This is a genomic window from Streptomyces sp. CC53 (assembly GCF_001865245.1).
GTDB lineage: Bacteria > Actinomycetota > Actinomycetes > Streptomycetales > Streptomycetaceae > Streptomyces.
In genome coordinates, this window is sequence record NZ_MKXB01000237.1 from 1 (window position 1) to 15,410 (window position 15,410).

The 15,410-nt window shown below is 70.4% G+C and carries 17 protein-coding genes; 7 read left to right on the plus strand and 10 right to left on the minus strand.

Annotated elements, in window-relative coordinates; translation table 11 throughout:
- From BJP40_RS30765 to BJP40_RS30800, 8 genes are all read right to left on the minus strand, one after another.
- On the minus strand, nucleotides 1–204 hold a 204-nt coding region (locus tag BJP40_RS30765; protein WP_071284204.1), incomplete at its 3' end, for a DUF6253 family protein.
- Complete coding sequence (locus tag BJP40_RS30770) at nucleotides 201–1,010, minus strand: maleate cis-trans isomerase (RefSeq protein ID WP_071284207.1); 810 nt, start codon at nucleotides 1,008–1,010, stop codon at nucleotides 201–203. The genes BJP40_RS30765 and BJP40_RS30770, both read right to left, overlap by 4 nt.
- A gap of 11 nt (nucleotides 1,011–1,021) precedes the next feature.
- Nucleotides 1,022–1,699, minus strand: a complete 678-nt coding sequence (locus BJP40_RS30775; RefSeq protein ID WP_071284210.1) for a transglutaminase family protein — start codon at nucleotides 1,697–1,699, stop codon at nucleotides 1,022–1,024.
- Between the two features lie 45 nt (nucleotides 1,700–1,744).
- A complete protein-coding gene (locus BJP40_RS30780) occupies nucleotides 1,745–2,863 on the minus strand; it encodes an acyl-CoA dehydrogenase family protein (RefSeq protein WP_071284213.1) in 1,119 nt (372 codons plus the stop codon).
- Between the two features lie 34 nt (nucleotides 2,864–2,897).
- A complete protein-coding gene (locus BJP40_RS30785) occupies nucleotides 2,898–3,272 on the minus strand; it encodes an ectoine synthase (RefSeq protein ID WP_071284216.1) in 375 nt (124 codons plus the stop codon).
- A 456-nt stretch (nucleotides 3,273–3,728) separates the two neighbouring features.
- Nucleotides 3,729–3,995, minus strand: coding sequence for an acyl carrier protein (locus BJP40_RS30790; RefSeq protein WP_071284218.1), 267 nt, complete (start codon nucleotides 3,993–3,995; stop codon nucleotides 3,729–3,731).
- Nucleotides 3,992–5,479: an AMP-binding protein gene (locus BJP40_RS30795; RefSeq protein WP_071284221.1), complete on the minus strand. Its 1,488-nt coding sequence runs from the start codon at nucleotides 5,477–5,479 to the stop codon at nucleotides 3,992–3,994. The genes BJP40_RS30790 and BJP40_RS30795 overlap by 4 nt, the downstream gene beginning before the upstream one ends.
- Before the next feature lie 382 nt (nucleotides 5,480–5,861).
- Entirely contained in the window at nucleotides 5,862–6,311 is a 450-nt protein-coding gene (locus BJP40_RS30800) for a MarR family winged helix-turn-helix transcriptional regulator (RefSeq protein ID WP_071284224.1), read from the minus strand.
- A gap of 142 nt (nucleotides 6,312–6,453) precedes the next feature.
- Here BJP40_RS30800 and BJP40_RS30805 point away from each other — a divergent pair, with 142 nt between their 5' ends.
- The 7 genes from BJP40_RS30805 to BJP40_RS30835 all read left to right on the plus strand — a co-directional run bounded on the left by BJP40_RS30805 (nucleotide 6,454) and on the right by BJP40_RS30835 (nucleotide 12,722).
- Nucleotides 6,454–6,774 carry a multidrug efflux SMR transporter gene (locus BJP40_RS30805; RefSeq protein WP_071284227.1) on the plus strand — a complete coding sequence of 107 codons (321 nt, stop codon included), beginning with the start codon at nucleotides 6,454–6,456 and terminating at the stop codon, nucleotides 6,772–6,774.
- A 164-nt stretch (nucleotides 6,775–6,938) separates the two neighbouring features.
- Nucleotides 6,939–7,349 carry a multidrug efflux SMR transporter gene (locus BJP40_RS30810; RefSeq protein WP_071284230.1) on the plus strand — a complete coding sequence of 137 codons (411 nt, stop codon included), beginning with the start codon at nucleotides 6,939–6,941 and terminating at the stop codon, nucleotides 7,347–7,349.
- Between the two features lie 115 nt (nucleotides 7,350–7,464).
- Nucleotides 7,465–7,950, plus strand: coding sequence for a nucleoside deaminase (locus BJP40_RS30815; protein WP_071284233.1), 486 nt, complete (start codon nucleotides 7,465–7,467; stop codon nucleotides 7,948–7,950).
- A 98-nt stretch (nucleotides 7,951–8,048) separates the two neighbouring features.
- A complete protein-coding gene (locus BJP40_RS30820) occupies nucleotides 8,049–8,918 on the plus strand; it encodes a DsbA family protein (RefSeq protein ID WP_079171600.1) in 870 nt (289 codons plus the stop codon).
- A gap of 1 nt (nucleotide 8,919) precedes the next feature.
- The gene (locus BJP40_RS34780; protein WP_071284235.1) at nucleotides 8,920–9,288 is read left to right on the plus strand and encodes a hypothetical protein; all 369 of its coding nucleotides are present in this window, start codon (nucleotides 8,920–8,922) and stop codon (nucleotides 9,286–9,288) included.
- Nucleotides 9,289–9,890: 602 nt separating this feature from the next.
- Nucleotides 9,891–12,152 carry a helix-turn-helix transcriptional regulator gene (locus tag BJP40_RS30830; RefSeq protein WP_071284238.1) on the plus strand — a complete coding sequence of 754 codons (2,262 nt, stop codon included), beginning with the start codon at nucleotides 9,891–9,893 and terminating at the stop codon, nucleotides 12,150–12,152.
- A gap of 12 nt (nucleotides 12,153–12,164) precedes the next feature.
- Nucleotides 12,165–12,722 carry a DNA-binding protein gene (locus tag BJP40_RS30835; protein WP_071284241.1) on the plus strand — a complete coding sequence of 186 codons (558 nt, stop codon included), beginning with the start codon at nucleotides 12,165–12,167 and terminating at the stop codon, nucleotides 12,720–12,722.
- Nucleotides 12,723–12,876: 154 nt separating this feature from the next.
- Here BJP40_RS30835 and BJP40_RS30840 read toward each other — a convergent pair whose 3' ends face one another.
- Nucleotides 12,877–14,115: a HEAT repeat domain-containing protein gene (locus tag BJP40_RS30840; RefSeq protein WP_177204518.1), complete on the minus strand. Its 1,239-nt coding sequence runs from the start codon at nucleotides 14,113–14,115 to the stop codon at nucleotides 12,877–12,879.
- Between the two features lie 474 nt (nucleotides 14,116–14,589).
- The gene (locus BJP40_RS30850; RefSeq protein ID WP_071284250.1) at nucleotides 14,590–14,967 is read right to left on the minus strand and encodes an endonuclease domain-containing protein; all 378 of its coding nucleotides are present in this window, start codon (nucleotides 14,965–14,967) and stop codon (nucleotides 14,590–14,592) included.
- Nucleotides 14,968–15,410 lie beyond the last annotated feature (443 nt).

The following is a 15,410-nucleotide window of genomic DNA, read 5'->3' on the forward strand; positions in this document are numbered from 1 at the left end:
GGTGTGGTGTGGGCGGGTTGTGGTGCGGGTGTCGTAGCGTAGGAAGTGGCGGATCTGGTCGGCGCGGTGGGGTTGTCCTTTGATCAGGATCATGCCGTATATCTGGTCTTTGTCCTCGCGCCAGCATATGAGGGGGATGCGGTAGGTGTCGTTTTCTGGTGTCGTGAAGACGGCTTCGTAGTCGGTGGCGTTGAGCAGGGTCATGTGTCTTCGCTTTTCGGTGTGGTGGTGAACAGGTGGCCGTAGTTGTTGATGGTGAGGGCGGTGTCGGTGGCACCGGCCAGGTGGAGGGTGTGCCAGAGGTTTGCCTGGTTCGCGGTGATGATGTGGCAGCCGAGTTCGGTTTCGAGGGGTTTGATGGTGCCTACTGCGCGGATGCCGTTGCCGGCGATGAGGACGGCGTCGGGGTGGTGTGTGGTGATGGTGGTGCGGATCCACGCGGACAGGTTGTCCGGTGTGATCGCTTTCTGGTGGGAGGGGAGGGGGCAGGGGCCGTGGTGGACGACTTGGAAGCCGAATTCGCGGAAGTAGTCGGCGCCGTGGGTGGAGAGTGTGTCGTCGAACCATGGGGGGTTGATCACGGCGATCTTGTGTGCGCCGAGGGCGTTGAGTGCGGCTCGGGCGGCTTTGGTGGTGCCGGTGATCGGAAGGCCGCGGGTGGCGGGTTGTAGTCGCTGGTACAGCTCCTGTTCGCCGGTTGCTTTGAGTAGGTAGCTGGAGGAGGTGAAGCCGAGGGTGAGGGCGTGGAGGGGGGATGCGGCGAGTAGTTCCACGGCTTGGTCGAGGTGGGGCGGTTCGACGAAGGAGCGGACGGGGTCGTGGGGGATCTTGTTGTCCATTTCGCCGCCGGCGCGCATGGCTGCGAAGTGGATGCGTGAGCCGTGGATGGACACGGAGGCGGGGGCCATGGCCTGTAGTTCGGCTTCGGGGCCGATGTCGGCGTGGGGGACGACGACGCCGATGCGTACTGAGGCGTCCCATCCGTCGGTGGGGGAGGTGGTGTGGGTCATGGTGGGGTCTCCTACCGGGTGAGGGTGGATTCGGTGGCCAGGCTGCCGCCGTGGACGGTGCCGGTGCCGTCGGCGTTGAGGAAGCCGGGGTGCTTGCTGCGCATGTGGGACATGACGAAGTCGTAGGGGACGTCGTCGTAGGAGCCGTGGTCGGTGAGGAATTCCATGGAGCCGCCGCCCTGGTTGAAGGGGTGGTAGAGGCTGTCGTTGACGCCGTCGAATTCCAGTGCCTGCATGCCGTAGAGCTTGCAGAGCATCTTGTTGAACACCGGTGTGGCCTTGATCCATGTGCCGTTGAGGTGGATGTGGGTGAGGCCGTGGAAGAACACGTCGCCGCCGATGTGCTTCAGCAGCCGGGGGGAGGCGAGGTGGTTGCGCACGTCGCCGTAGACGAGTCGGGAGGGGATGCCCAGGGCGCGTACGCACGCCGCGTACAGGGCGGACTTGTGCAGGCAGAATCCTTCTCTGGAGGTGGCGGTGGTGGAGGCTTTGAGTCCCTGCCGGGACAGGGGGGCGCCGTACACTTCGTAGAAGATGTCGTCGCGCACCGCGTAGTACAGCGCGATGGCGTTGGTCGTCGGGTCGGCGGCGCGGTCCTTGACGGCGTGGTCGATGAAGGCTTGCACCGCGTCGGTTTCGTAGTCGAGGAACTCGGTGGGCCGGGTGAGTCGCTGCAGCTGGTCTCTCATGTGGATCTCCTGTCGGTCCGGGGGCTTGGCCGTGGGGCCGGTCGGTCACAGCCCGAGGAGTGTGGCGATGCGGTTGCGCTGGATCTCGGAGGTGCCCGAGTAGATCGTTCCGGCGATCGAGTTGCGCAGGTCCCGCTCGATGCCGTGTTCGGTGAGCACGCCGCGGCCGCCGTGGATCTGTACCGCGTCGAGCGCGGTCTGTACGTTGGCCTCGGACACGATGGTTTTGGTGGCTGCCAGGTCGAGTGAGGCGTCGTGGCCGGCCTCGACTTTCGCGCCGGTGTCGGCGAGCCACTTGCGGGCCGTTTCGACCCGCATCTTCATGTCGGCGATCTTGTGGGAGACGGCCTGGTAGGAGCCGATGGGCTGCCCGAACTGGTGGCGGTTCCTGGCGTAGGTGATGGTCTGCTCCAGGCGTCGCGTCATCTCGCCCAGCGTGATGGAGAAGCCGAAGAGGACTTCCCGCTTCATCACGTGGTCCAGGACGAGGAAGCCGGTGCCCTCCTGCCCGAGCCGCTGACTGACGGGGACGCGCAGTTCGTCGAAGCGGAGCGTGCCGACCGGGCTGGTGCGCAGGCCGATCTTGTCCATCGCCGGGCCCGTCGTCAGACCGGGCGTGCCGGCCTCGACGAGCAGGGTGGTCAGGCCGAAGGGTCCCGGCGTGCCGGTGCGCACGTACAGCAGGAACAGGTCGGCGACGGGGGCGTTGGTGATGAACATCTTGCCGCCGCTGACCACGTAGTGGTCGCCGTCGCGGCGGGCGGTCGCGGCCAGGTTCATCGCGTCCGAGCCGCCGGTCTCCTCCGTGATGGCGTGCGCGGTGATCGCTTCACCGGAGGTGATCCTCGGCAGGTGGCGTTCCTTCAGTTCCTGGCTGCCGAAGCGCTGTAGCGGCACGCCGACGGAGACGATCTGGGTTGAGGCGGAGAAGGACAGGCCGGCGTCGTGGCAGACGTAGCCCAGGCCCTCCAGGGCCCGCATGGTCGCCGTCACTCCGTGGCCGGCGCCGCCGAACTCCGGGGCGAAGTGGGTGCGCAGGAGACCGGTCTCCTGCAGGATCTTCCACTTGTCGTGGGGGAAGGCGCCGGCTGTGTCCAGTGCGCGGGTGTCCGCGTTGAGCTGCCGGGCCCAGGGGGCGGTGAGATGGAAGAGGTCGTCGGTCACGGCGGGTCCTTGGTCGGCGGTGGGGTCGGGCGGCTCAGTACTGCGAGAAGCCGTCCTGGGACAGGGTGTGCTTCTCGTCGCCGACGATCGGCGGGTTGAAGACCGACACCAGGTGCAGGTCCTCGTAGTCGGAGGCCACCAGGTAGTGCGGGTCGTGCTTGTCGAGGACGTAGATCGTGCCGGGCACGATCTTGTGACGGGTTCCGTCCTTCTCCACGACCTCGCCCGAGCCGCCGATGCAGTAGCAGGCCTCCAGGTGGTTGCGGTACTGCAGGGCGCTGGTGGTGCCCTGGCGCACGATCGTGTCGCAGAGCGCGAAGCCCATGCCGTCGGACTTGGTCAGCAACCGGGTGCTCAGGCCGTTGCCCCACTCGACGGGAGCGACGTCATCGAGGCTGCGAACGAACATGTCCGGTTCTCCTTCGATCGATGAGAGGTACATGGCGATGAGGCGGTGCCCCGCACCAGCGATGCACGGTGCGCGGTGCGCGGTGCGCGTGGCGTTCGTGCTGCTCGTGGTGTGTGGTGGTGCGTCGCACCCGTGGTGCTCGTGGTGTGGTTTGTTGCGCCCGTGGTGCTCGTGGTGTGGTTTGTTGCGCCCGTGGTGCTCGTGGTGCGGTTTGTTGCCCGCGGTGCGCGGTGCGCGGGGCTGGGGGGTGTGTCTCGCCCGCGCGGCGCGTGGTGCGTGGGTGCGCGCGGTACCCGCGTGGTGCGTGTGGTGCGGGGTGGCGCGGGCGGTGCTGGTGTGTGGTGTCTGTGATGTGCGGGGTGTGCTGGATGTGTGGGGTGTGCGGGGTGGTGTGTTCGTCTCGGTGGTGTCGGGTGTGTTTGGGGCTTGGCGCTTGTGGGGGTGCGGTGGTGCAGGTCAGGCGGCCCGCGCCGGGGTGTGGGTCTCGATCACGGCGGTGATGGAGTTGAGGGTGCGGAAGTCGTCCGGCGTGAACTCGATGTCGTCGACGGCGATGTCGAAGGCCTGTGTGAGGTGCGCGAGCAGACGCACCAGGCCCAGGCTGTCGATGACGCCGGAGTCGATCAGGTCGTAGTCCCCGGTCAGGTCCGAGGTGTCTTCCCCGGCGAGGAACTGGCCCACGATGTAGGCGCGGATCTCACCGGCGATGTCCGTGGTGCTCATGCGTTGATCTCCTTCATGCGGTTGTGCTTGATGAGGTTGCGGTCGGGTTTGCCCGTGGACGTGCGGGGCAGTGGTGCGTCGGTGAGGTGGACGGAGGCCGGTATGGCGTGGCGGGGCAGGTGCCGGCCCGTGTGGGTGCGCAGGCGCAGGCTGGTGAGTGCGGTGCCCGGGCGGCGGGTGACGTGGGCGTGCAGCCGGACGCCGGCCTGCGGGTCGGGCAGGGGGACGACGACGGCCTCGGCGACGTCGGGGTGGGAGGCGAGCACGCTCTCCACCTCCTGGAGGTTCGTGCGCACCCCCCTGACCTTGACGTGCCAGTCTGCGCGGCCTTCGAGGAAGTACAGGCCGTCGGCGTCGCGGGAGACGATGTCGCCGGTGCGGTAGAAGGCGCGGCCGTCGATGCGGGTGAACGCGGTCTCGTTCAGTTCCTCGCGTAGATAGCCGCTGGTCTGGAACGGGGTGGTCACCAGCAGTTCACCGGTGCCCGCCCCCTCGACCCGCTGCCCGTCGGCGTCCAGGACGAGCGCGTCGGTGCCGCGCACCGGCCGGCCGATGGGCATCGGCCCGGTCGCCGCGGGGTCGACGCGGTGCAGGAAGGAGTCGTTGGTCTCCGTGCAGCCGAACACGTTGTGGAAGGCGGCGCCGGGGAACGCCGACGCGATCGGGGCGAGCAGGCCGGCCGGGAGCCGGTCGCCGGTGAAGACGGCGTGGCGCACGGTGTCGAAGGCGCCGCTCCCTTCGCGGTCGCCGGCACTGCCCTCCAGGAGCAGCCGGTACATCATCGGCACGCCCTGGACGAAGGTGAGTGCGTGCCCGGCGACGAGCGAGGCCAGGTGTGCGGCGTCGGTGGCGCGTTCCTTGTCGACCAGCACCACGGTGGCGCCCAGGCGCAGGAACGTCCAGATGTCCAGGAGGGCGAGGTCGAAGTTGAGCGGCGCGTAGGACAGCGCCCTGTCCCCTTGCGTCAGGGCGAACTCCTTGACGGCCCAGTCGGCGAAGGCGTCGAAGCCGGCGGCCTCGATCGGGACGATCTTGGGGGTGCCGGTCGAGCCGGAGGTGGTCAGCAGCAGACGCGTCTGCTGCGGGTTCGGCGTCGCGAATCCCGCCGCCTCGTCCTCGTCGGGTGTCACGGGTGTCGCGTCGAGCACCCCGTCGGCGTCGACGGTCAGCAGGTGGCGCACCCTGGCCTGGCGGGCGATCCGCTCGCGGGCGGCGCTGCCGAGGTCGGGGGAGGGCGCCAGGGCGATGTGGCCCTCGTGGAAGAGCGCGAGCAGCAGCGCGATGGTCTGCGGCGTCTTGTGTGCCGGCACGCACACGGTGCTGCCTGCCGGCAGACCCAGGCGTTGCAGTGGGTCGCGCAGGCTCTGGGTCAGATCGTGCAGCCGGCCGTAGGTGACGGCCTGGTCGTGGAAGTGGAGCGCGATGCTGTGGGGCCGGTGGCGACCGTGGACGGCGACGGTCTCGGCCAGGCGAGGCGATGGCACGGCGGATTCCTTGCGGTCGGCTCAGCCGCAACAACACGAAGTCGCTCGGCTGTTCGAATCGTGCGGTGTCGAGCACGAAGGTATCCGAGCAAGTACATGCTTGGTCAAGCACCTACTTGGCGAAGTGGGTGTGACCCGGTGCCTTCACTTTTGCTTGATCAAGCAAATGGTTTGGATGTGGAATCCGTGGGGTGAGCCTCGGAACGGCCGCGACGCGGTGCAACGGTCCGGAACCGGAATGTCACCGGGCTTCCGGACGGCTGCACCGCGTCGCGGGGCCGTGTCGGGGTGAAGTCGGAGGCGCTGCCCGTGCCGTGGCGCGCCGCGGTGTGCCGTGGCGCGGGGTGCGGGGTGGTGGGGTCGGCGCGGGTGCGGGGTCCGGTCAGTCTCGGGGCGTGCGCAGGGCCCGGACGGTCGGGCCGAGCTCGGGGTCGGCGGCGAAGGTGTTCAGTGCGGAGGACAGGACCTCCGCGTAGGTGGCGCGCGCGGCCTCGTAGCGCTGGCGCCCCTCGTCCGTGATGACCGCGTAGACGCCCCGCTTGTCCGAGGGGCACAGGTCCTTGAAGGCGAAGCCCGCCGACTCCAGCCGGCCCACCAGGCGCGTCACCGACGACTGGCCCAGGCCCACCTTGTCGGCCAGGTCCTGCATCCGCAGCTCGCTCGTCTCCGAGCGGTGCAGGTGCTCCAGGGAGCGGAACTCCGACAAGCCGATCGCGTGCCGCCGCTGCAGGGCCGCCGTCAGCTCGCGTTCGACGTGCGCGTGGAGCGCGAGCACGCGGTTCCACACGGCGTGGTCGGAGTTGCGCTGGGCTGCGAGGGGTGGAGTTGCCATAGGTGCGTCCTCACGGGAGTGACTGTTTGACAGCAGAGTACATGCTCATGCAAGCTCCTGGCGTTTCCCCGATTGCGCCTCCAGGGAGCAGTCGGCCATCATGTCCTTGCATGCACAAGCAATGACTGGAAGGGGTTTCCTCATGCAGTGGCTCTACCTCGCCATCGCCGTCGTCTTCGAGATCGGCGTCGCCCTCGCGGCAGGCAAGGCCGAAGGCTTCAAGAACCGCAAGTGGACCGCGATCACGCTGGTCAGCGGAGCCCTCGGCACCTACTTCCTCAGCCGTGCCCTGCTGACGTTCAACGTCGGCGTCGGCTACGCGCTGTGGACCTCGGTCTCCGGCGTCGGCATCACCCTGCTCGGCGCCCTGCTGTTCGGCCAGAAGCTCAACTGGAAGAAGGCCCTGGGCATCGCGGCCGTCATCGCCGGGGTCGTCGGCCTCCAGCTCAGCGGCGCCGCCTGATCCCGCGACCGTCCCCGGCCGCCCGGCAGGGCCCCACCTCCGGCCGGAGCGCCGGCCCCACCCCGGCGGAGGGCGCCCCGCACCCTATGGGTCTGCGCGCCCCGCATCCCGCACGGCCTCCCCAATCCCAGGCCATCACGCCTTACCGAAAGGAACCTGCCCTCATGTCCTCGAACAACAGCTCCGCGGCCAACGCCTGGCTCATGCTCCTCCTCGCCGGCGTGTTCGAGATCGGCTACGCGCTCTCCGTCGGCGGCAGCAACGGCTTCACCCAGCTGACCTGGTCCCTGGTCGCCGTCGTCTTCTTCCTGCTGACCCTGTGGGCGCTCAGCGTCGCCCTCAAGACCATCGACGTCGGCACCGGCTACGCCGTCTGGGCCGGCATCGGCGCCGTCGGAGCCGCGGCGCTCGGCCCCGTCTTCTTCGACGAGAAGCTCAACCTCGTCCAGTCCCTGTGGCTCGCCGTCATCATCGGGGGCGTCGTCTGGCTGAAGCTCGCCGACAAGACGAGCGGCGCGGAGACCACGCAGGAAGCCGTCGAGCGGCCGCAGGTCGCCCAGAGCGCCGGCGTCTGAGCGCACCCAGCACCCCCGGGCAGCTCTCGGCGAGGACGACGGGCCGCCACCCCCCGTGCGCGGCCCGCCCGGTACCTCCGCCGAACCGCCCCCGTCTCCCAAGGACCCACTCGCCATGCCTCTTGACTCACTCGACCAGCTCACCCCCCACGTGGAGGAAGCGGTCAGGATCAGCCGACAGCACGTCGCCGAGGGCGGCATCCCCTTCTCCGGGATCGTCGTACGCGACGGCCGCGTCCTGGGCACCGGTTTCAACCGTGTCGCCGAGGACAACGACCCCACCGCCCACGCCGAGGTCGTCGCCCTGCGCCAGGCGACGCGCAAGGCCGGCCGGTTCGGCGTCGCGGGAGCCACCCTCATCGCCTCGGGCGAGCCCTGCGCGCTGTGCTACATGGCAGCCCTCTACTTCGACGTCGAGCACATCGTGTACGCCGTCGACCGCAAGACCGCGGCCACCTACGGCTTCGACTACGCCGGCTCGTACACCATCTTCTCCACCGACCCCACCGCATGGCCGCTCAAGGTGACGCACGCCCCCATCGAGGGCCACGAAGTGCCCTTCCAGGAGTTCCTGACCGGCCGGAAGGGCGGACTGCGGTGAGCGACCAGGCACCTACCGGCCAGGCACCCGACCAGGCATCCACCGACCAGCCGGGGCCCGCCCCGGCAGCGAACGACCGAGTGACAAGTGACCAGGCGATGAACGACCACGCAGCCACCAACCACACGGCCACCGACCACACGGCCACCGACCACACGGTGAGCGGCCACACGGTGAGCGGCCACACGGCCAACGACCACGCAGTCAACGACCACACGGCCAACGACCACGCTGCGCACGATCGGGCACGACACGACCAGGCACCGCAGGGCCGCGCTGCGCACGACCGGGCACTGACGGGCCAGTCCAAGAGCGACCCGGTGAAGATCCGGATCTGGTCCGACTACGTCTGCCCCTTCTGCATGCTGGCGGAAGGCCCGCTGGAAGAGGCGATCGAGGGACTCGGCGTCGACGTCGAGATCGAGTGGAAGCCCTTCGAACTGCGGCCCCACCCGCACCCCACCCTGCGCCCCGAGGACGAGTACCTGCCCGCGGTCTGGCAGCGCGCCGTCTACCCCATGGCCCGCCGCATGGGCGTCGACATCACGCTGCCCACCGTCTCCCCGCAGCCCTACACGCGGCTCGCGTTCGAGGGCTACCAGTACGCCGCCGAACAGGGCAAGGGCGCCGAGTACACCGCCCGCATGTTCCGCGCCTTCTTCCAGGAGGACCAGGACCTCGGCGAGCCGGACGTCCTCATCCGCCTGGCCGAGGAGATCGGCCTGGACGGCCAGGCGTTACGCAAGGCCCTCGGCGACGGCACGTACAGCGCCGCCCACCAGGACGCCCTGCGCGAGGCCGCCGCCCACCGCATCCAGTCCGTGCCCACCCTCCTCGTCGGCGACACCCGCATCGAGGGCGTCCCCGGCGTTCCCCAGCTACGCAAGGCGATCCTCGACGCCCAGGCCGCGCAGGAGGAACAGGCCACGGTCCACGGCGCCGCCTGCAGCGTGGACGGAGGCTGCTGACGTGAGCATCCGCGCCCACCTCACCGCCGCCACCGCCCCATCCCGCACCGAATCAGGCAGCCGCGTCCCTGCCACCGTCGCCCACGGCGAGACCGCCCGCCTCGCCTCCACCGACCACAAAGCCCCCGACCCGACCCCGCCCACGGCCGGCACCGGCACCGGCGAGCTGTGGCGCGAGGTGGTGACCGGCAACAGCCACCCGCGCCCGGCCCTGCACGACGCCCCCGCCCACGACCGCCGCCACCTGCTGCGGGCGACGCCCGGCGCCACACCCGCCAGACGCCCGGTCACCTCGCCCACCCCCTCGCGCGCGACGACCTCGTACCCCCAGGCATCGACGCCGACCCCGTCCTCAAGGCACTCCGACTGATCCAAGGCCCACGCGCGAGATGACAGCGACCTTCCGGCAGTACGTGAGGTCTGTGAAGAGACGCCTGGTGCTGGCGTTGAGGTGAAGTACCTCAACACCGCCCCCAGCCCGTCTGCCCCAGCCCGCCCCGGCCGTACGCCGGGGCGGGCTGGGGCGGGCGGCCTCCTCGTCGCGATCGACAGCATCGGCCCCCCGACGGGTACGGCTCCTGGGACCCGGTTCTGAAGGCGAGCATCGTCCCGCTGCCCGGCCGTACTGAGGGCGCTCAAGCCAGTTGCGTACGCGTGCTTCGAGCTGGCCCAGGGCGACTACGGCAAGCGGCCAGGCTGCGCTTGACGTGCGCTCATGCCCCCTCAACCGGGTTGAGGCCGGGTGACCGGGCGGGCGGCAGGAACACCGTCGGCCATTCACGTTCGGCGATCAGGTCGCGCATGGCGTGGGAGAGGTGAGTGTTCAGCCGCGGTCCCGCACCAACACGATCAACTGCGGGCCTTCAGCGTGAAGTGCCGCTTCACTCAACAGACCGCGCATACGCGATACGTACGCTAGATGTACGCGCATCGTACGTTCAAGGGGGTAGGGTGTGGGTCAGGAGGCGTTCCATGTCTGAGTTGTTCGACGCGGTCGATGCCCTGCTCGCATCCCGCGCGGTGCTGCCGCCGCCGGCGGAGCGCAAGCGGCTGCGGGCTGCGCACGGCCTGACGATCGACGAGGTGGCGACCGCGTTGAAGGTGCGGCGGGCCACGGTGTCCGGTTGGGAGTCCGGCAAGACCGAGCCCCGCCCGCCGGAGCGCGACGCCTACGCCCGGCTGCTCGACAAGCTCGCGGAGCTCTACCCCGCCGCCCCGGCCGCGCCCGCCCCCGCCCCTGACGTCGCAGTGTCGGCCACGTTCACCGCCACAGCACCCGCCCCGGCAGGGGCGGCGGAAGCCCGAACTCCGTCCGCAGGGGAGGCGTCCGCGGCTGCGGACCCGACCGCAGCCGAGAACACCCCGCCCCCCGCCCCCGTCGCTGCTGCTTCGGTGGCCGCGCCGCGTCCGGCGCGCACCCCAGGGCCGTCGTCGACATCGCGCCGTCCGGGTGCGAAGAAGGCCGCGCCGGCCGCAACCCCGGCGGGCGGCGCCGATCCGCGGTTCGAGAACGGGCCGCTCGCGGTCGTCGACGTCGAGGACGGGAAGGTGCTGGCGTACTGCACCGGCGGCCTGGTCCTGGACGTGCCCGCCAAGTCCCTGCCGTCCCTGGTCGACTGGACCCTCAAGGAGGCCGGACTCGGGCAGCCGAAGCTGTCCGGACCGGGAAGGCCGGCCGACCCGCTGCTCGTACTCACCGAGGCCGCGTGCGAGCGCTACGGCCTGCCCCCGACGCTCAGCGAGGAGGAGAAGCACGCCGGGCGGATCCCGGAGGGCCACAAGGTCATCAAGCAGCTTGTGCGCGCGGAGTGCAAGCTCACCCAGCGCGGCTTCGGGCCGTGGGCGCGGATCTACCGCCCCGCCACCGGCTCGGAGCGGCAGTGCGTGCAGCTGTGCATCCCGTCGTGGAACGCGCTGGACCCCCGGTTCTGGGGCCCCGCCGCGCAACTGCCGCCGGCGGAGCTCGCCCGCGTCCTGGGCGTGTACGCCTCGCGGGTGATGACGCCGCGCGGATCGGCCGCGGTGACCGGCCTGGAGCTGATGACCGCGCTGCACCCGCCGACCCGGGCCTCCGCGCCGGACGCCGACGGCAAGCGGCACTCCGAGCACAACCCCGGCAGCCTGGGCCAGGACGCCATCGACCCGATGAACTTCCCGCCCTGCGAGGTCCCCGACGGCCACCCGGTCCTCAAGGACCTGCCCCGGTTCCACGTCCGCGGACCTGCGGAGATGCTGTTCGAAGAGGCGTACGACTGGGCGCGGCCGATGACGGACGCCGAGTGCACGCTGCGCCACTTGGTCGGCATCGACGTCAACATGGCCTTCGCGGCCGGCGCGAACGGGCTGAACGTCGGCCTCGGTGAGGCGACGCACCTCAAGAACCCCGTCTTCGACCCGAAGCTGCCCGGCTCGTGGCTGGTCGACCTCTCCCACGTCGACCTGTCGAAGGTGAAGGTCGCCAAGGACAAGTGGGCGGAGCTGGACGGCAGCCTGCTGCCTTCCCCGTTCACACCGAAGGGCGAGCGCCCGACCGGCCCGGCCTGGTACGCCACGCCCACCGTCGCCTACGCGCAGGAGCTCGGCTACGACGTCGCGCCGACCCAGGCCCACGTCCGGTACGACAACGGCCGCTACCTGGACGGCTGGTACCAGCGGCTGCGGGACGCCTACCTGGCCACGATGGCCGACCTCGGCGTCGACACCGACCTGACCCCGGCCGACTTCCTCGCCGCGATGCACGGCTACAAGACCCGCGACCCGGACCTGGCGATCGTCATCACGGCGATCAAGGCCACGGTCAAGGGCGGTCTGGGCAAGCTCCGCGAGCGCCCCCGGGGCGAGGGCTGGAAGCCCGGCGAGCCGTGGCGCGCGCTCTCCCGCCCCACCTGGCGGCCCGACATCCGCGCGGCGGTCATCTCCCGCACCCGCATCAACCTCCACCGCAAGATCGTCAAGCACGCGGCCTTCACCGGGCAGTACCCGATCGCGATCCTGTCCGACTGCGTCGTCTACGCCTCCCCCGGGCCCTCGCCGCTGGACTTCCTGCCCTACCGGGAAGGCAAGCCACTGCCCGGCGGCTTCAAGCTCGGCATCAACCCCGGCCTCGTGAAGTGGGAAGGCACCCAGTCCGTCCTGTGGGGCGAGGAGGTCCGCGAGCGGTTCAACGCCCCCGAGCTCAACCTCGCCCGGTACATCAAGGACGGCACCGTCACCGACATCGACAACGGAGAGTAGGAGTAGGCCACGATGAGCCTGTTCGGGGACGGCCTGGACGCCGCGGTGCAAAAGGCGTTCACCCGCCCGGCGCCCAAGAGCGCGCCCGCGCAGATGCGCTACCTGGTCAAGCGGCTCAAGAGCACCAAGGCGGTCGCCCAGATGCTGCGCATCTCCCAGCGCACCGTCGAACGGTACGTGAAGGACCAGATCAAAAAGCCCCGCCCTGATCTCGCCGCACGCCTGGAGCGCGAGGTGAAGAAGCGCTGGCAGCCCCAGATCCGGGCCAGGGCCCGGCACAAAGCGGCCACGACCGGCGGCATCGTCATCGACACCCGCGCCCGCATGGGCTACACCGCCCCGATCGGCTCCACGGACCAAGACCGCATCCGGCACCTGACCGTCGCCCTGCCCCCGCCGTACGCCGCCCGCCTCTTCGACGCCCAGGAAGCAGGCGCCACCGACGCCCGACTCCAGGAGATCGCGGCCGAAGCGCTCAAGGAGGTCTACTTCCAGGACAACGGCCGCCGCGCCGGCTCCCTGGAGGAGGTCCGCTTCACCGACATCGAGCACCTCGAGTTCGACCTGTAGCAGCCGTACCCCGGACAGCCCGCGAGCCCCGGTTGTGACTGAGCACTTCAGTTGGCGCGTCAGCGGTTGAGCGTCGAGGTGGCGGCTCTGGCCTGCGGTGAGGTGTCATCCCGTGCCTCGTCCATGGGCAGCGGCCGCGTGTGGCGTGCTCTCTCTATGTGTCAGCGTCCCGAAGGCCGCGGTATCGGGACACGTCATGGAGCAGCCAGGAGTACGGGGAGCCCTCGTCTGTGTCGCCTGTGGCGTCGAGACCACGCAGAATCTCGTCGCCGCGCGGATCATCGCGCATGGCAAGGCGGGCCGCGGCCTCCACCCGGACGGTCTCGTCTGGGTCGTCAAGGCATGCGGCAAGTACATCCGAGACTCCCGTGGTGTCCGGTGGGGCGGAGGCGAGGGCCATGCAGGCTGCCCGGCGGACCGCCGCGTCCTCGTCCCCGGTCCGCTCCACAACGGCTTCCAGCGCCTGGGGGCTCTCCGCCTCGACCGCACGATGCAGTCCCCCCACAGCCCACTGCCGGACCTTGCTGTCGAAGTGACGGGTGAGCTCGGAAAGTGGCCCCTGGGCACGCGGATCCTGGGCATCGGCCAGGCCGGCGGTGAGTGACCACGTCACACGGGGGTCAGGCTCGCGTGCCACCCAGGGCAGGAACAGCTCGACGAGCCGCCCGTCGAACGGCGAGTCGTCGCTCTCGTCGAAGAGGTTGATCGTGCGCAGCACTTCCGCAGCGAAGTACCGCTCCAACGGCATCGGCCGGTCGTGCAGGGCGGCGGCCGCGTCCCAGACGGCGGGATCGTGCCGCTGCTGGAGCGCGTACGTCGTCTCCCACCACACTTCGTGGTTGACATCCGGTTCCGCCACGGCGCGGGAGAGCAGCTCGTCGAAGGGCACGGTGATGCCGTACCGCTGCTCCAGCGAGGTGAGGATCGCGGTGTGCCCGGTCCGGGCGGTCAGACCCCCCAGGGACAGCTCCTCGCAGGTCGCCCCGGACTCACACCGGACGGTTCTGCGGCCGACCGGACCCGGCCGCCCGCTTCTGCGGCGCAGCTCCGGCACGACGCCTGTCTCGTGCCAGTACCGGGCCAGAGCCAGAGCGTCACGTCCCTCGGCGTCCTTGATCCACAGGCGTGCCCCGTGGCCGACGAGCGCGTCTGTGATGTTGCAGGCGCCGTTGTCGATCGCACGCAGCAGCGGGGTGCGTCCGTCGGCGCCGGCGCGGTCCAGCCGGGCTGATCCCATCAAGGCCTCGACGACCGGCAGTTCGAAGGTGTCCACCGCCAGACACAGTGCGGGGGTGCCGTGCTCATCGGCGGTATCGGGGTCAGCCCCTGCGTCCAGCAGCACCCCCACTGCCTGCGCGTCCCCGCTCAGTACCGCCGCTATGAGTGGCTCCACGCCCATTCTCCCGCCCTCGCCCCGCGCGCTGCTTGCCCGCCACAGGCCGAGACGGGAACCAGGAGAGCGTAGGCGTGCGCGGCCAGGTCGCGCGCGGTCTCTCCGCCCGGCATCCACGGTGGAGGGCCAGGGCGCCGAGCGGGAGCGCCACACTCGGCGAAACTCGCCGACTCAAGCACTCAGTCACCCCCGGACCGCTGTGGTCCGGGGGCTCGCTCGCGTATCCACGGGTGGGCGGATGGTGATGAACGCGATGCCGTGTGCAACCACTCCGCCGGGTGCTGGTCACCTCGCGCCTGCGGCCGGGCCGGGAGACGGCCGGCCCTCCCGTACGGCGAGGGCCGCGTCGACGAAGGCCGGCACGAGCGCGGTCATCTCGGGCGCTGTCACGTCCTTCGTCCACCGGCTGGCGCGCCATCCGCTGCACTCCGGCTCGAACCGGCGTACACCGTGGGCGTGCTCCACCTCACGGGCCTAGGGCTTGCGCGGGCACCGCCCGTGACGCTCGGTCTGCTCCAGGTGCGCGCGGACGACAGCGGTGTGGAACCGGCGCGGCAAGGGTTTTCGTTCGAGGCAGCCGCGGCATACCAGCAGACGCAGCACCGCGCCTTCGAGGCGGAGGAAGAGGCAGGGGAGTCCTGTTCCTTCGCGGATGTTGCAGCTGCCGCACAGCGGGCCGCGGACCAGGTCGTGCTCGTGGCAGCGGTCCCACACCGAGGCCCGGCTCGACTGGCACAGCCGGCACAGGTAGTCGTCGGCCCGCAGCGTCCGGGCCCGCATCTGCCCGTAACGCACGCCGCGCAGGTGCCCGGTGTACGCGGCGAACTCCGCCCCCGAGCACGGCGGGCACATCGTCACGTACCCGGTCTTTGCCGGCGTCCTCCAGCCGCTCCAGCGCCCCCCCGGCGCCCCGCACCGCGAGCACACCCCAGCCCGTTCGAGGAGCTTCCCCTCCACCACCTCCCACCGGCCCAGGAGGTCGGCGCAGGCGCGGGGCAGCCACCAGCGGCCCCCGCCCCGGGTGAGTGGTTCCAGGGGATACGTGCCGGCGATTGCGGACGAGGGCCGGGACCCGGCCCGCGCGGAGACGGACTCCTCCCACGCCAGGCCGCCCGGCAGACCGTTCTCCCCGATCCGCGCCTACTCCCCGCGCTCGGCGTACGGACGATCCCGGGCCGCACTCGCGCACCAGGTAGATCTCCAGCCCAAGCGTGCATTCCCACTGCCCCGGCACCATCACGAGCTAGATCGGCAGGCCGATCACCCCCCACCCCCTGCGCTCCGCCTCGCCGACC

What these genes read in the sequence shown, in the direction of transcription:
- BJP40_RS30770 (WP_071284207.1), bottom strand. Translation starts at nt 1,010, where the DNA reads ATGACCCACACCACCTCCCCCACCGACGGATGGGACGCCTCAGTACGC.
- BJP40_RS30775 (WP_071284210.1), bottom strand. Translation starts at nt 1,699, where the DNA reads ATGAGAGACCAGCTGCAGCGACTCACCCGGCCCACCGAGTTCCTCGAC.
- BJP40_RS30785 (WP_071284216.1), bottom strand. Translation starts at nt 3,272, where the DNA reads ATGTTCGTTCGCAGCCTCGATGACGTCGCTCCCGTCGAGTGGGGCAAC.
- BJP40_RS30790 (WP_071284218.1), bottom strand. Translation starts at nt 3,995, where the DNA reads ATGAGCACCACGGACATCGCCGGTGAGATCCGCGCCTACATCGTGGGC.
- BJP40_RS30800 (WP_071284224.1), bottom strand. Translation starts at nt 6,311, where the DNA reads ATGGCAACTCCACCCCTCGCAGCCCAGCGCAACTCCGACCACGCCGTG.
- BJP40_RS30805 (WP_071284227.1), top strand. Translation starts at nt 6,454, where the DNA reads ATGCAGTGGCTCTACCTCGCCATCGCCGTCGTCTTCGAGATCGGCGTC.
- BJP40_RS30810 (WP_071284230.1), top strand. Translation starts at nt 6,939, where the DNA reads ATGTCCTCGAACAACAGCTCCGCGGCCAACGCCTGGCTCATGCTCCTC.
- BJP40_RS30815 (WP_071284233.1), top strand. Translation starts at nt 7,465, where the DNA reads ATGCCTCTTGACTCACTCGACCAGCTCACCCCCCACGTGGAGGAAGCG.
- BJP40_RS30820 (WP_079171600.1), top strand. Translation starts at nt 8,049, where the DNA reads ATGAACGACCACGCAGCCACCAACCACACGGCCACCGACCACACGGCC.
- BJP40_RS30830 (WP_071284238.1), top strand. Translation starts at nt 9,891, where the DNA reads ATGTCTGAGTTGTTCGACGCGGTCGATGCCCTGCTCGCATCCCGCGCG.
- BJP40_RS30835 (WP_071284241.1), top strand. Translation starts at nt 12,165, where the DNA reads ATGAGCCTGTTCGGGGACGGCCTGGACGCCGCGGTGCAAAAGGCGTTC.
- BJP40_RS30850 (WP_071284250.1), bottom strand. Translation starts at nt 14,967, where the DNA reads ATGTGCCCGCCGTGCTCGGGGGCGGAGTTCGCCGCGTACACCGGGCAC.